Here is a 14,518-nt window from a genome sequence, read left to right on the forward strand (position 1 = left end):
ATGGTAAGTACACAAGAACAATTTGAACAGGTACAGGCTGTTAAAAAATCGATCAACACAGCTAGTGAAGCAGTGAAAAACCAAGCATTGCTAGCCATGGCTGATCACTTATTAGCAGCTACTGAGGAGATTTTAGCAGCCAATGCCCTCGATATGGAAGCGGCCAAGGGTAAAATCTCAGATGTGATGCTGGATCGTCTTTATTTGGATGCAAGTCGTATAGAAGCGATGGCAACTGGGATTCGTGAAGTGGTTGCCTTACCAGATCCAATCGGTGAAGTTTTAGAAACCAATCAGCTTGAAAATGGTTTGGTTATCACCAAGAAACGAGTGGCTATGGGGGTTATTGGTATTATCTATGAAAGCCGTCCAAATGTGACGTCTGATGCGGCTGCTTTAGCTCTTAAAAGTGGAAATGCGGTTGTTCTTCGTAGTGGTAAGGACGCCTATCAAACAGCCCATGCCATTGTCACAGCTTTGAAAAAGGGCTTGGAGACAACGACTATTCATCCTGATGTGATCCAACTGGTGGAAGATACTAGCCGTGAAAGTAGCTATGCCATGATGAAGGCCAAGGGTTATCTAGACCTACTCATTCCTCGTGGAGGGGCTGGTTTGATTAATGCCGTGGTGGAAAATGCTATTGTACCAGTTATCGAGACAGGAACAGGCATTGTCCATGTTTATGTGGACAAGGATGCAGATGAGGACAAGGCTCTATCTATCATCAATAATGCCAAAACCAGTCGTCCTTCTGTCTGCAATGCCATGGAGGTTCTGCTGGTACATGAAGATAAAGCAGCAAACTTCCTTCCTCGATTGGAGAAAGTGCTAGTTGCAGAGCGAAAAGAAGCTGGACTGGAAGCAATTCAATTCCGCTTGGATGAGAAAGCCAGTCAGTTTCTTTCAGGTCAAGCAGCTGAAGCACAAGACTTTGATACCGAGTTTTTAGACTATGTCCTAGCTGTTAAAGTTGTGAGTAGTTTAGAAGAAGCGGTTGCGCATATTGAAACCCACAGTACTCATCATTCGGATGCCATTGTGACTGAGAATGCTGAAGCTGCAGCTTACTTTACAGATCAAGTGGATTCAGCAGCGGTTTATGTTAATGCTTCAACTCGTTTCACCGATGGTGGTCAATTTGGCCTTGGTTGTGAAATGGGGATTTCTACTCAGAAACTGCACGCGCGTGGTCCAATGGGCTTGAAAGAGTTGACCAGCTACAAGTATGTGGTTACTGGTGACGGACAGATAAGGGAGTAAGAGATGAAGATTGGATTTATCGGTTTGGGGAATATGGGTGCTAGCTTGGCCAAGGCTGTCTTGCAGGCCAAGACGGGTGCTCAGCTTCTCCTTGCCAATCGTAGTCAAGTTAAGGTGGATGCTTTCATCGCCAACTTCGGTGGTCTAGCTTCTAGCAACGAAGAAATATTCGCAGAAGCAGATGTGATTTTTCTAGGTGTTAAGCCAGCCCAGTTTTCTGAACTGCTTTCTCAATACCAAACCATCCTTGAAAAACGAGAGAGTCTTCTTTTGATTTCGATGGCAGCCGGATTGACTTTAGAAAAACTAGCGAGTCTTATTCCAAGTCAACACCGAATTATTCGTATGATGCCGAATACCCCTGCTTCTATCGGGCAAGGAGTTATCAGCTATGCTTTGTCTCCTAATTGTAAGGCTGAGGACAGTGAGCTCTTTTGTCAGTTATTAGCAAATGCTGGCCTCTTGGTTGAACTAGGAGAAGGATTAATCGATGCAGCGACAGGTCTTGCAGGCTGTGGCCCAGCCTTTGTCTATCTCTTTATTGAGGCCTTGGCAGATGCAGGTGTTCAGACTGGATTGCCAAGAGAAACGGCATTGAAAATGGCGGCTCAAACAGTTGTCGGCGCCGGACAATTGGTCCTAGAAAGCCAAGAGCATCCTGGGGTCTTGAAAGACCAAGTATGTAGCCCAGGCGGTTCGACTATCGCTGGTGTAGCGAGTCTAGAAGCGCATGCTTTTCGAGGAACAGTCATGGATGCAGTTCATCAAGCATACAAACGAACACAAGAACTAGGTAAATAAGAGGTGGATTTGTCTGCCTCTTTTATGGTGTTTGATACTCTTCGAAAATCTCTTCAAACTGCGTCAGCTTCCATCTGCAACCTCAAAACAGTGTTTTGAGCAACCTGCGGCTAGCTTCCTAGTTTGCTCTTTGATTTTCATTGAGTATGAAATTAGAAGACAAAAAGATTGTCACAAACCCCTATTTTTTTGATAGAATAGAAGTAGTAAAAAAGAAATGAGTTAGACATGTCAAAAGGATTTTTAGTCTCTCTTGAGGGACCAGAGGGAGCAGGAAAGACCAGTGTTTTAGAAGCTCTACTCCCAATTTTAGAGGAAAAAGGAGTCGAGGTGTTGACGACCCGTGAACCTGGCGGAGTCTTGATAGGAGAGAAGATTCGGGAAGTGATTTTGGATCCAAATCATACGCAGATGGATGCGAAGACAGAGTTACTTCTATATATTGCTAGTCGCAGACAGCATTTGGTGGAAAAAGTTCTTCCAGCCCTTGAAGCTGGTAAGTTGGTCATTATGGACCGCTTCATCGATAGTTCTCTTGCATATCAGGGATTTGGCCGTGGCTTGGACATTGAAGCCATTGACTGGCTCAATCATTTTGCTACAGATGGCCTCAAACCCGATTTGACACTTTATTTTGACATTGAGGTGGAAGAGGGACTGGCTCGCATTGCTGCTAATAGTGACCGTGAGGTCAATCGCTTGGACTTGGAAGGGTTGGACTTGCACAAAAAAGTTCGTCAAGGCTATCTTTCTCTTCTTGACAAAGAAGGAAATCGCATTGTCAAGATTGATGCCAGTCTCCCTTTGGAACAAGTTGTGGAAACAACCAAGGCTGTCTTGTTTGACAGAATGGGCTTGGCTAAATGAAACAAGATCAACTAAAGGCTTGGCAACCAGACCAGTTTGACCGCTTTGTCCGTATCCTAGAACAAGACCAGCTTAATCATGCCTACCTCTTTTCAGGTTTCTTTGGAAGCTTGGAAATGGCACAGTTTTTAGCTAAGAGCCTCTTTTGTACAGATAAAGTAGGTGTTTTACCATGTGAGAAATGCCGAAATTGTAAGCTGATTGAACAGGAAGAATTTCCCGATGTTACTTTGATTAAACCAGTCAATCAGGTCATCAAGACAGAACGTATTCGTGAATTGGTGGGACAATTTTCTCAAGCAGGGATTGAAAGTCAGCAACAGGTCTTTATTATCGAGCAAGCTGAGAAAATGCATCCCAATGCAGCAAACTCTCTGCTCAAGGTCATCGAAGAACCCCAGAGTGAGGTTTATATTTTCTTCTTGACCAGCGATGAGGAAAAGATGTTACCGACCATCCGTAGTCGAACCCAGATTTTCCATTTTAAAAAGCAAGAAGAAAAACTCATCTTGCTCTTAGAACAAATGGGACTGGTTAAGAAAAAAGCAACTCTTTTAGCTCAGTTTAGTCAATCGCGAGCTGAAGCTGAAAAGTTGGCTAATCAGGCAAGTTTTTGGACCTTGGTCGATGAAAGTGAACGCCTGCAGACCTGGTTATTAGCTAAGAAAAAAGAAAGTTATCTGCAGGTCGCTAAATTAGCCAACTTGGCGGATGACAAGGAAAAACAGGATCAGGTCTTGCGAATCCTTGAAGTCCTCTGTGGGCAGGATATCCTGCAAGCAAGAGTAAGGGTGATTCTACAAGATTTGTTAGAAGCTAGAAAAATGTGGCAAGCTAATGTCAGCTTTCAAAATGCCATGGAATATCTGGTCTTGAAAGAAATGTAAACTCAAAAATGAACGATAAAGAAAGGAAAGAGCTGGTTTATGGACAAAAAAGAATTATTTGACGCGCTGGATGATTTTTCCCAACAATTATTGGTAACCTTGGCCGATGTGGAAGCTATCAAGAAAAATCTCAAGAGCCTGGTAGAGGAAAATACAGCTCTTCGCTTGGAAAATTCTAAGTTGCGCGAACGCTTAGGTGAGGTGGAAGCAGATACACCTGTCAAGGCTAAGCATGTTCGCGAAAGTGTCCGTCGCATTTACCGTGATGGATTTCACGTATGTAATGATTTTTATGGACAACGTCGAGAACAGGACGAAGAATGTATGTTCTGTGACGAGTTGTTATACAGGGAGTAAGCATGCAGATTCAAAAAAGTTTTAAGGGGCAGTCTCCCTATGGCAAGCTGTATCTAGTGGCAACGCCGATTGGCAATCTAGATGATATGACCTTTCGTGCTATCAAAACCCTGAAAGAAGTGGATTGGATTGCGGCTGAGGACACGCGCAATACAGGTCTTTTGCTTAAGCATTTTGACATTTCGACCAAGCAGATTAGTTTTCATGAGCACAACGCCAAAGAAAAAATTCCGGATTTGATTGGTTTCCTGAAAGCAGGACAAAGTATTGCTCAGGTATCCGATGCGGGTCTGCCTAGTATCTCGGACCCTGGTCATGATTTGGTTAAGGCAGCTATTGAGGAAGAAATTGCGGTTGTCACTGTTCCAGGTGCCTCTGCAGGGATTTCTGCCTTGATTGCAAGTGGTTTAGCACCACAGCCACATATCTTCTGCGGTTTTTTACCAAGAAAATCAGGCCAGCAAAAGCAATTTTTCGACTCAAAAAAAGACTATCCTGAAACACAAATTTTCTACGAATCACCCCATCGTGTGGCGGATACGCTAGAAAATATGCTAGAAGTCTACGGTGACCGCTCGGTAGTCTTGGTCAGGGAATTGACCAAAATCTATGAAGAGTACCAACGAGGTACTATCTCTGAGTTATTAGAAAGCATTGCTGAAACGCCACTCAAGGGCGAATGCCTTCTCATCGTTGAAGGTGCCAGTCAGGATGTGGAGGAAAAGGACGAGGAGGACTTGTTCTTAGAAATCCAAGCTCGTATCCAGCAAGGTATGAAGAAAAATCAAGCCATAAAGGAAGTTGCGAAACTCTACCAGTGGAATAAAAGCCAACTCTATGCTGCCTACCACGATTGGGAAGAGAAGCAAGAAAATGACTAAACAGGGAAGTTTGCCTTCTTCCCTTTTTTTGTTATACTAGTAGAAGAAAAAATTAGAAAGATTTGTGGGTGTCAAACAGTCTAGTAGCTTGTTTTGATATGAACTTAGGTTCCACCCAAAGAGGTATTAGTGTCGTGTCTCAATCTTATATCAATGTTATCGGAGCTGGTTTGGCAGGTTCTGAAGCAGCTTACCAAATCGCAGAACGCGGTATTCCAGTTAAACTCTATGAAATGCGTGGTGTCAAGTCAACACCTCAACACAAAACAGACAATTTTGCTGAATTGGTTTGTTCCAATTCCTTACGTGGGGATGCTCTGACAAACGCCGTTGGACTCCTCAAGGAAGAAATGCGTCGCTTGGGTTCTGTCATTTTGGAATCTGCTGAAGCTACACGTGTTCCTGCTGGTGGAGCCCTTGCGGTGGACCGTGATGGTTTCTCCCAAATGGTGACCGAAAAAGTGGCCAACCACCCCTTGATTGAAGTGATTCGTGATGAAATTACAGAATTGCCGACTGATGTTATTACAGTTGTCGCTACTGGTCCTTTGACCAGTGATGCTCTAGCTGAAAAGATTCATGCCCTTAATGATGGTGATGGATTCTATTTCTACGACGCTGCGGCGCCTATTATCGATGTCAATACAATTGATATGAGTAAGGTCTATCTCAAATCTCGTTATGATAAGGGAGAAGCAGCCTACCTCAATGCGCCTATGACTAAGCAAGAATTTATGGATTTCCATGAAGCCTTGGTCAATGCTGAAGAAGCACCGCTGAATTCCTTTGAAAAAGAAAAGTACTTTGAAGGTTGTATGCCTATTGAAGTCATGGCCAAACGTGGCATTAAAACCATGCTTTATGGTCCGATGAAACCAGTCGGTCTGGAGTATCCAGATGACTACACAGGACCTCGTGATGGCGAATTTAAAACCCCTTATGCAGTTGTTCAACTTCGTCAGGACAATGCGGCTGGTAGCCTCTACAATATCGTCGGTTTCCAGACACACCTCAAATGGGGAGAACAAAAGCGTGTCTTCCAAATGATTCCAGGTCTTGAAAATGCGGAGTTTGTTCGTTATGGGGTCATGCACCGCAATTCTTACATGGATTCACCAAATCTTTTGGAGCAGACTTACCGTTCTAAAAAACAACAAAATCTCTTCTTTGCTGGTCAGATGACGGGTGTGGAAGGTTATGTTGAGTCGGCGGCTTCGGGCTTAGTTGCGGGTATTAACGCTGCTCGTCTTTTCAAGGGAGAAAGCGAGACTATTTTCCCAGAAACAACAGCGATTGGAAGTCTGGCTCATTACATCACTCATGCGGACAGCAAACATTTCCAACCAATGAATGTCAATTTTGGGATTATCAAAGAGTTGGAAGGCGAACGTATCCGTGATAAGAAGGCTCGTTATGAAAAAATTGCAGAGCGTGCCCTTAGCGACTTAGAGGAATTTTTAACGGTCTAATTTTTTTCAAAGAATTGCTCATGATACTATAAAAATCTTAGAAATTGTGATAAAATAGGTAGGATAAAAAAAGGAGAGTGAAAATGGCGAATCCCAAGTATAAACGTATTTTAATCAAGTTATCAGGTGAAGCCCTTGCCGGTGAACGTGGCGTAGGGATTGATATCCAAACAGTTCAAACAATCGCAAAAGAGATTCAAGAAGTTCATAGCTTAGGTATCGAAATTGCCCTTGTTATTGGTGGAGGGAATCTCTGGCGTGGAGAACCTGCTGCAGAAGCAGGAATGGATCGTGTTCAGGCAGATTACACAGGAATGCTTGGGACTGTTATGAATGCTCTTGTGATGGCAGATTCATTGCAACAAGTCGGTGTCGATACGCGTGTACAAACAGCTATTGCCATGCAACAAGTAGCAGAGCCTTATGTCCGTGGACGTGCCCTTCGTCATCTTGAAAAAGGCCGTATCGTTATCTTTGGTGCTGGAATTGGTTCACCTTACTTCTCAACAGATACAACAGCGGCTCTTCGTGCAGCTGAAATCGAAGCGGATGCTATCCTTATGGCTAAAAATGGCGTAGATGGTGTTTACAATGCCGATCCTAAGAAGGACAAGACAGCCGTTAAGTTTGAAGAATTGACCCACCGTGACGTTATCAATAAAGGTCTCCGTATCATGGACTCAACAGCTTCAACCCTCTCAATGGACAACGACATTGACTTGGTTGTCTTCAACATGAACCAACCAGGCAACATCAAACGTGTCGTATTTGGTGAAAATATCGGAACAACAGTTTCAAATAATATCGAAGAAAAGGAATAAGAAAGATTATGGCTAACGCAATTATTGAAAAAGCTAAAGAGAGAATGACCCAGTCTCACCAATCACTTGCTCGTGAATTTGGTGGTATCCGTGCTGGACGTGCCAATGCAAGCTTGCTTGACCGTGTACATGTAGAATACTATGGAGTAGAAACTCCTCTTAATCAAATCGCTTCAATTACCATTCCAGAAGCGCGTGTTTTGTTGGTCACACCATTTGATAAGTCTTCATTGAAAGACATCGAACGTGCCTTGAACGCTTCTGATCTTGGTATCACACCAGCTAACGATGGTTCTGTGATTCGTTTGGTTATCCCTGCTCTTACAGAAGAAACTCGTCGTGACCTTGCTAAAGAAGTGAAGAAGGTCGGTGAGAATGCTAAAGTGGCTGTCCGCAATATCCGTCGCGATGCTATGGACGAAGCTAAGAAACAAGAAAAAGCAAAAGAAATCACTGAAGACGAATTGAAGACTCTTGAAAAAGACATTCAAAAAGTAACAGACGATGCTGTCAAACACATCGACGACATGACTGCCAATAAAGAAAAAGAACTTTTGGAAGTCTAAAAATAAACAGAAAAACTCAGTTGGCATTGCTGGCTGAGTTTTATTCGAAAGAAGGAAATATGAATACAAATCTTGCAAGTTTTATCGTTGGACTGATCATCGATGAAAACGACCGTTTTTACTTTGTGCAAAAGGATGGTCAAACCTATGCTCTTGCTAAGGAAGAAGGTCAACATACGGTAGGGGATACGGTCAAAGGTTTTGCCTACACGGATATGAAGCAAAAACTCCGCCTGACCACTCTAGAAGTGACCGCCACTCAGGACCAATTTGGTTGGGGAACTGTAACGGAAGTTCGTAAAGACTTGGGTGTCTTTGTGGATACAGGCCTTCCTGACAAGGAAATCGTTGTGTCACTCGATATTCTCCCTGAGCTCAAGGAACTCTGGCCTAAGAAGGGCGACCAACTTTACATCCGTCTCGAAGTGGACAAGAAAGACCGTATCTGGGGACTCTTGGCTTATCAAGAAGACTTCAAACGTCTGGCTCGTCCTGCCTACAACAACATGCAGAACCAAAACTGGCCAGCCATTGTTTACCGCCTCAAGCTGTCAGGGACTTTTGTTTACCTGCCAGAAAATAACATGCTTGGCTTTATCCATCCTAGCGAGCGCTACGCAGAGCCACGTTTGGGTCAAGTTTTAGATGCGCGTGTTATTGGTTTCCGTGAAGTGGACCGTACTTTGAACCTATCCCTTAAACCACGTTCCTTTGAGATGTTGGAAAATGATGCCCAGATGATTTTGACCTACTTGGAAAGCAATGGTGGTTTCATGACCTTGAATGACAAGTCATCCCCTGAGGATATCAAGGCAACCTTTGGAATTTCTAAAGGTCAGTTCAAGAAAGCACTCGGTGGCTTGATGAAGGCTGGTAAAATCAAGCAAGACCAGTTTGGGACAGAGTTGATTTAGGGAGACATATGAGAAAATCATTTTACACTTGGCTCATGACCGAGCGCAATCCTAAAAGTAACAGTCCCAAAGCTATCTTGGCAGACCTAGCTTTTGAAGAGTCAGCCTTTCCAAAACACACAGATGATTTTGATGAGGTGAGTCGCTTTTTGGAGGAGCATGCCAGTTTCTCTTTTAACCTAGGAGACTTTGACGCTATCTGGCAAGAATACATAGAGCACTAGCATGATTCACTGGGTTTGGGCTAGTAATTTCTCCACCCCTTTGCTATAATAAAAAGAAATAAAAGGATTAGAGAGGTTCTTTATTTGAAGGAACATTCAATAGACATTCAACTGAGTCATCCAGATGACCTGTTTCATCTTTTTGGTTCCAATGAACGCCATCTTCGTTTGATGGAAGAAGAGCTTGATGTGGTGATTCATGCTCGTACGGAGATTGTCCAGGTTTTGGGAGAAGAGGCTGCTTGTGAGGAAGCCCGTCAGGTTATTCAAGCTCTCATGGTCTTGGTGAACCGTGGGATGACCGTTGGTACGCCAGATGTGGTGACTGCAATTAGCATGGTCAAAAACGATGAAATCGACAAGTTTGTCGCCCTTTACGAAGAAGAAATTATCAAGGACAATACAGGTAAACCGATTCGCGTCAAAACATTGGGTCAAAAGCTTTATGTGGATAGTGTTAAACAGCACGATGTGACCTTTGGAATCGGACCAGCAGGGACAGGGAAGACCTTTCTTGCAGTGACCTTGGCAGTGACTGCCCTTAAACGTGGGCAGGTCAAGCGAATTATCCTGACACGCCCAGCGGTGGAAGCAGGAGAGAGTCTAGGTTTTCTTCCGGGTGATCTCAAGGAGAAGGTGGATCCTTACCTTCGACCTGTTTATGATGCCTTGTATCAGATTCTCGGCAAAGACCAAACAACTCGTCTCATGGAGCGTGAAATTATTGAAATCGCCCCCCTTGCCTATATGCGTGGACGGACCTTGGATGATGCCTTTGTCATTCTCGATGAGGCGCAAAATACGACCATCATGCAGATGAAGATGTTCCTGACTCGTTTAGGCTTTAACTCTAAAATGATTGTTAATGGAGATATCAGTCAGATTGACCTGCCGCGTAATGTCAAATCCGGTTTGATTGATGCTCAAGAGAAACTCAAGAACATTCATCAAATTGACTTTGTTCATTTTTCAGCTAAGGATGTGGTTCGACATCCAGTTGTCGCTCAGATTATCCGAGCTTATGAACCAGCTCCAGTTAAAAAAGAAGAGAGTGAAGAATTAGAGTCTCAACCTCTGTCTGAAGGATAGTTCTTTTGTATTTAAAGTTATCTCAATACAATGTTTCAGTCAATATCCTTGTATTAGTTAGAAACTTTTCAAGCGGAGGAGAAGTATGGAATCAATTTTTGTAAAATTTGCCCAGTATCCGTATATAGAAACGGAGCGTTTATTGCTTAGACCTGTAACTTTGGATGATGCGGAAGAAATGTTTGAGTATGCCTCGGACAGAGAAAATACGCGCTACACTTTTCAAATAAATCAAAGTTTGGAAGAAACCAAGAATAACATTGCTCAGTTCTACTTGGCTAATCCCTTGGGACGGTGGGGACTAGAACTAAAAAGCAATGGTCAGTTTATTGGAACCATTGACTTGCACAAGATTGATCCTGTTCTTAAGAAGGCAGCTATTGGCTACATTATCAATAAAAAGTATTGGAATCAAGGATTGACGACAGAAGCCAATCGTACCGTGATTGAGCTGGCTTTTGAGAAGATTGGAATGAACAAGTTGACCGCCCTTCACGATCAGGACAATCCTGCATCTGGAAAGGTCATGGAGAAATCAGGCATGCGCTTTTCCCATGAAGAACCATATGCCAGAATGGACAAAAACGAACCAGGACGAATCGTTACAAGAGTTCATTATGTCTTGACCAAGGAAGACTATTTTGCAAATAAATAAGCAGTTGAAAAGAAATTTTTCGACTGTTTTTTCTTCCTCTTACGAATAATCTAAGAGAGGAGAAAATATGGAAGCAATTATCGAGAAAATCAAAGAGTATAAAATTATTGTTATTTGTACTGGTCTGGGCTTGCTTGTTGGAGGATTTTTCCTGCTAAAACCAGCTCCACAAATACCTGTTAAAGAAACGAATTTGCAGGCAGAAGTCGCAGCTGTTTCCAAGGATTCATCGACTGAAAAGGAAGTGACCAAGGAAGAGAAGGACGAATCGGTTGAACAAGATTTGATCACAGTAGATGTGAAGGGGGCTGTCAAATCGCCAGGAATTTATGATTTGCCAGTAGGTAGTCGGGTCAATGATGCCGTTCAAAAGGCTGGTGGCTTGACAGAGCAAGCAGACAGCAAGTCGCTCAATCTCGCTCAGAAAGTTAGTGACGAGGCTCTGGTTTACGTTCCAACTAAGGGAGAAGAAGCAGCTAGTCAACAGACTGGTTCTGGGACGGCTTCTTCAACGAACAAGGAAAAGAAAATCAATCTAAATAAGGCCAGTCTGGAAGAGCTCAAGCAGGTCAAGGGATTAGGTGGTAAACGTGCTCAGGATATTATCGACCATCGTGAGGCAAATGGGAAATTCAAGTCGGTTGATGAACTCAAGAAGGTCTCTGGTATTGGTGCTAAAACGATAGAAAAGCTAAAAGACTATGTTACAGTGGATTAAGAATTTCCCAATTCCCCTAATTTATCTAAGTTTTCTATTGCTCTGGCTTTACTACGCCATTTTTTCAGCATCTTATCTTGCTCTGTTGGGCTTCGTTTTTCTGCTAGTTTGTCTCTTTATCCAATTTCCGTGGAAATCTGCTGGAAAAGTTTTAGTGCTTTGTGGAATTTTTGGCTTTTGGTTTTTGTTTCAAAATTGGCAACAGAGTCATGCTAGTCAAAACCTAGCAGATTTTGTTGAAAGGGTACGGATTTTGCCTGACACTATTAAGGTCAATGGAGATAGCCTATCTTTTCGTGGTAAGTCTGATGGACGCATTTTTCAAGTTTATTACAAGCTTCAGTCCGAGGAGGAGAAAGAAGCCTTTCAAGTCTTATCAGACCTTCATGAGATAGAACTTGAAGGAAAACTTTCAGAACCAGAAGGGCAGAGAAATTTTGGTGGCTTTAATTACCAAGCCTATCTGAAGACTCAGGGAATTTACCAGACGCTTACTATCAAAAAAATCCAGTCACTTCAAAAGGTTGGCAGTTGGGATGTAGGAGAAAACTTGTCTAGTTTACGTCGAAAGGCTGTAGTTTGGATCAAGACGCACTTTCCAGACCCTATGCGCAACTACATGACAGGGCTCTTGCTGGGACATCTGGACACCGACTTTGAGGAGATGAATGAGCTTTATTCCAGTCTAGGAATTATCCACCTTTTTGCATTGTCCGGCATGCAGGTAGGCTTTTTCATGGACGGATTTAAGAAACTCCTCTTGCGATTGGGCTTGACCCAAGAAAAGTTGAAATGGCTGACTTATCCCTTTTCCCTTATCTATGCGGGCCTGACTGGATTTTCAGCATCGGTCATTCGTAGTCTTTTGCAAAAACTATTGGCTCAGCATGGCTATAAGGGATTAGATAATTTTGCCCTGACTGTGCTTGTTCTCTTTATCGTTATGCCCAACTTTTTCTTGACAGCAGGAGGTGTCTTGTCCTGCTTCTACGCTTTTATCTTGACCATGACCAGCAAAGAAGGAGAGGGACTCAAGGCTGTTGTTAGAGAAAGTCTAGTCATTTCCTTGGGAATATTGCCCATTTTATCCTTCTATTTTGCAGAATTTCAACCTTGGTCTATCCTTTTGACCTTTGTCTTTTCCTTTCTTTTTGACTTGGTCTTCTTACCACTCTTGTCTATCTTATTTGTCCTTTCTTTTCTCTATCCAGTCATTCAGCTTAACTTTATGTTTGAATGGTTGGAAAGCATTATTCGCTTGGTGTCTCAGGTGACAAGTAGGCCTCTGGTTTTTGGACAACCCAATGCATGGCTGTTGATACTACTATTAATTTCTTTAGCTTTGGTCTATGATTTGAGGAACAACACTAAAAGAGTAGCTGGATTCAGCTTACTTATGGTGGGTCTATTCTTCTTGACCAAGCATCCACTGGAAAATGAAATTACCATGCTGGATGTGGGGCAAGGGGAAAGTATTTTCCTAAGGGATGTAACTGGGAAGACCATTCTCATAGATGTAGGTGGCAAGGCAGAGTCTGATAAGAAAATTGAAAAATGGCAAGAAAAGGCGACGACCAGTAATGCCCAGCGAACCTTGGTCCCCTATCTAAAAAGTCGAGGAGTAGCCAAGATTGACCAGCTGGTTTTGACAAATACGGACAAGGAGCATGTTGGGGATTTACTGGAGGTGGCCAAGGCTTTCTATGTAGGCGAAATTTTAGTGTCAAAAGGCAGTCTAAAACAGAAGGAATTTGTGGCAGAACTACAGGCGACTCAATCCAAGGTGCGTAGTGTGTCAGTAGGAGAGAACTTGCCAATTTTCGGAAGTAAGTTAGAAGTCCTATCTCCAAGGAAAATTGGAGATGGAGGTCATGAAGACTCCCTAGTTCTGTATGGAAAACTCTTGGATAAGCACTTTCTCTTCACAGGAAATTTGGAGGAAAAAGGAGAGAAGGATTTGCTGAAGAACTACCCAGACCTGAAAGTAGATGTTTTGAAAGCTGGCCAACATGGCTCTAAAAAATCATCAAGTTCAGCCTTTCTAGAACAGCTCAAACCAGAGATGACTCTCATCTCAGTTGGAAAGAACAATCGAACGAAACTCCCCCATCAGGAAACCTTGACACGACTGGAAGGTATCAATAGCAAAGTTTATCGAACTGACCATCAAGGAGCTATACGCTTTAAAGGCTGGAATAGATGGAAGATTGAAACGGTTGGTTAATGAGCAAAAACTTTTCAAAAAAATAACTTTTTATCTTGACAAGGGCTAGAAAACTTGGTATCATATAAAAGTTGAGAAAAGCAGAAGTGAGAGCTTCTCGCCTTGTGACATGAAGTTGCCTGGCCCTACGGATGAAAAGTTTCTAAGAAACGCTATCATAACGTGCGGGCTTGTATATTTACGAGTCCGCTATTGTTTTTCTCTAATAAAACAAAAGAGGTGAAAACCATAGCAAAGCAAGACTTATTCATCAATGATGAGATTCGTGTACGTGAAGTTCGCTTGATTGGTCTTGAAGGAGAACAGCTAGGCATCAAGCCACTCAGTGAAGCGCAAGCTTTGGCTGATAACGCTAATGTTGACCTAGTATTGATTCAACCCCAAGCCAAACCACCTGTTGCAAAAATTATGGACTACGGTAAGTTCAAGTTTGAGTACCAGAAGAAGCAAAAAGAACAACGTAAAAAACAAAGTGTTGTTACTGTGAAAGAAGTTCGTCTAAGTCCAACGATTGACAAGGGTGACTTTGATACAAAACTTCGCAATGCACGCAAATTCCTTGAAAAAGGAAATAAAGTTAAGGTATCTATTCGCTTTAAGGGTCGTATGATTACCCATAAAGAGATTGGTGCAAAAGTTTTAGCCGAGTTTGCTGAAGCAACTCAAGATATTGCAATCATCGAACAACGTGCTAAAATGGATGGACGTCAAATGTTCATGCAATTGGCGCCAGCGACTGACAAAAAATAATTGTCAGAAAGTTAAATAAAGGAGAAAAAATC

Annotated in this window: 16 protein-coding genes and 1 other annotated feature; all 16 genes read left to right on the plus strand. The window is 42.8% G+C overall.

The genetic code is table 11. From position 1 onward, the window contains the following. The 16 genes from B7696_RS08730 (at position 1) to infC (ending at position 14,486) form a co-directional block, all read left to right on the plus strand. Positions 1-1,263, plus strand: coding sequence for a glutamate-5-semialdehyde dehydrogenase (locus B7696_RS08730; RefSeq protein WP_084863237.1), 1,263 nt, complete (start codon positions 1-3; stop codon positions 1,261-1,263). 3 nt (positions 1,264-1,266) lie between these two features. Further along, positions 1,267-2,064 (plus strand): pyrroline-5-carboxylate reductase, encoded by a 798-nt coding sequence (proC, locus tag B7696_RS08735; RefSeq protein ID WP_084863239.1) that lies wholly within the window; start codon positions 1,267-1,269, stop codon positions 2,062-2,064. 228 nt (positions 2,065-2,292) lie between these two features. Further along, positions 2,293-2,931 carry a dTMP kinase gene (gene tmk / locus B7696_RS08745; RefSeq protein ID WP_084863241.1) on the plus strand — a complete coding sequence of 213 codons (639 nt, stop codon included), beginning with the start codon at positions 2,293-2,295 and terminating at the stop codon, positions 2,929-2,931. After that, complete coding sequence (locus tag B7696_RS08750; protein ID WP_084863243.1) at positions 2,928-3,818, plus strand: DNA polymerase III subunit delta'; 891 nt, start codon at positions 2,928-2,930, stop codon at positions 3,816-3,818. The genes tmk and B7696_RS08750 overlap by 4 nt, the downstream gene beginning before the upstream one ends. A 39-nt stretch (positions 3,819-3,857) precedes the next feature. Then, the gene (yabA, locus tag B7696_RS08755; RefSeq protein WP_050168503.1) at positions 3,858-4,175 is read left to right on the plus strand and encodes a DNA replication initiation control protein YabA; all 318 of its coding nucleotides are present in this window, start codon (positions 3,858-3,860) and stop codon (positions 4,173-4,175) included. Between the two features lie 2 nt (positions 4,176-4,177). Next, positions 4,178-5,056 carry a 16S rRNA (cytidine(1402)-2'-O)-methyltransferase gene (gene rsmI, locus B7696_RS08760; protein WP_084863246.1) on the plus strand — a complete coding sequence of 293 codons (879 nt, stop codon included), beginning with the start codon at positions 4,178-4,180 and terminating at the stop codon, positions 5,054-5,056. 134 nt (positions 5,057-5,190) lie between these two features. Continuing rightward, positions 5,191-6,525: a methylenetetrahydrofolate--tRNA-(uracil(54)-C(5))-methyltransferase (FADH(2)-oxidizing) TrmFO gene (gene trmFO, locus B7696_RS08765; protein WP_192856305.1), complete on the plus strand. Its 1,335-nt coding sequence runs from the start codon at positions 5,191-5,193 to the stop codon at positions 6,523-6,525. 83 nt (positions 6,526-6,608) lie between these two features. After that, a complete protein-coding gene (gene pyrH, locus B7696_RS08770; protein WP_000002996.1) occupies positions 6,609-7,346 on the plus strand; it encodes a UMP kinase in 738 nt (245 codons plus the stop codon). 8 nt (positions 7,347-7,354) lie between these two features. Beyond that, complete coding sequence (gene frr / locus B7696_RS08775) at positions 7,355-7,912, plus strand: ribosome recycling factor (RefSeq protein WP_001262225.1); 558 nt, start codon at positions 7,355-7,357, stop codon at positions 7,910-7,912. Between the two features lie 59 nt (positions 7,913-7,971). Beyond that, positions 7,972-8,826 carry an RNA-binding virulence regulatory protein CvfB gene (gene cvfB / locus B7696_RS08780; protein ID WP_001095458.1) on the plus strand — a complete coding sequence of 285 codons (855 nt, stop codon included), beginning with the start codon at positions 7,972-7,974 and terminating at the stop codon, positions 8,824-8,826. Between the two features lie 8 nt (positions 8,827-8,834). Beyond that, positions 8,835-9,050 carry a YozE family protein gene (locus tag B7696_RS08785; RefSeq protein WP_001232083.1) on the plus strand — a complete coding sequence of 72 codons (216 nt, stop codon included), beginning with the start codon at positions 8,835-8,837 and terminating at the stop codon, positions 9,048-9,050. An 84-nt stretch (positions 9,051-9,134) separates the two neighbouring features. Next, positions 9,135-10,139, plus strand: coding sequence for a PhoH family protein (locus B7696_RS08790; protein ID WP_084863248.1), 1,005 nt, complete (start codon positions 9,135-9,137; stop codon positions 10,137-10,139). 85 nt (positions 10,140-10,224) lie between these two features. After that, on the plus strand, positions 10,225-10,794 hold the full coding sequence (locus B7696_RS08795) for a GNAT family N-acetyltransferase (protein WP_084863250.1): 570 nt from the start codon (positions 10,225-10,227) through the stop codon (positions 10,792-10,794). A gap of 67 nt (positions 10,795-10,861) precedes the next feature. After that, positions 10,862-11,512, plus strand: a complete 651-nt coding sequence (locus B7696_RS08800) for a helix-hairpin-helix domain-containing protein (RefSeq protein ID WP_084863252.1) — start codon at positions 10,862-10,864, stop codon at positions 11,510-11,512. After that, positions 11,496-13,736: a DNA internalization-related competence protein ComEC/Rec2 gene (locus B7696_RS08805; protein ID WP_084863253.1), complete on the plus strand. Its 2,241-nt coding sequence runs from the start codon at positions 11,496-11,498 to the stop codon at positions 13,734-13,736. The genes B7696_RS08800 and B7696_RS08805 overlap by 17 nt, the downstream gene beginning before the upstream one ends. A 72-nt stretch (positions 13,737-13,808) precedes the next feature. Then, positions 13,809-13,940, plus strand: a sequence feature (ribosomal protein L20 leader region). 15 nt (positions 13,941-13,955) lie between these two features. Then, complete coding sequence (gene infC / locus B7696_RS08810) at positions 13,956-14,486, plus strand: translation initiation factor IF-3 (protein WP_000848180.1); 531 nt, start codon at positions 13,956-13,958, stop codon at positions 14,484-14,486. The last annotated feature ends 32 nt before the right edge of the window (positions 14,487-14,518 follow it).

It is taken from the genome of Streptococcus mitis (assembly GCF_002096815.1).
Lineage (GTDB): Bacteria > Bacillota > Bacilli > Lactobacillales > Streptococcaceae > Streptococcus > Streptococcus mitis_AD.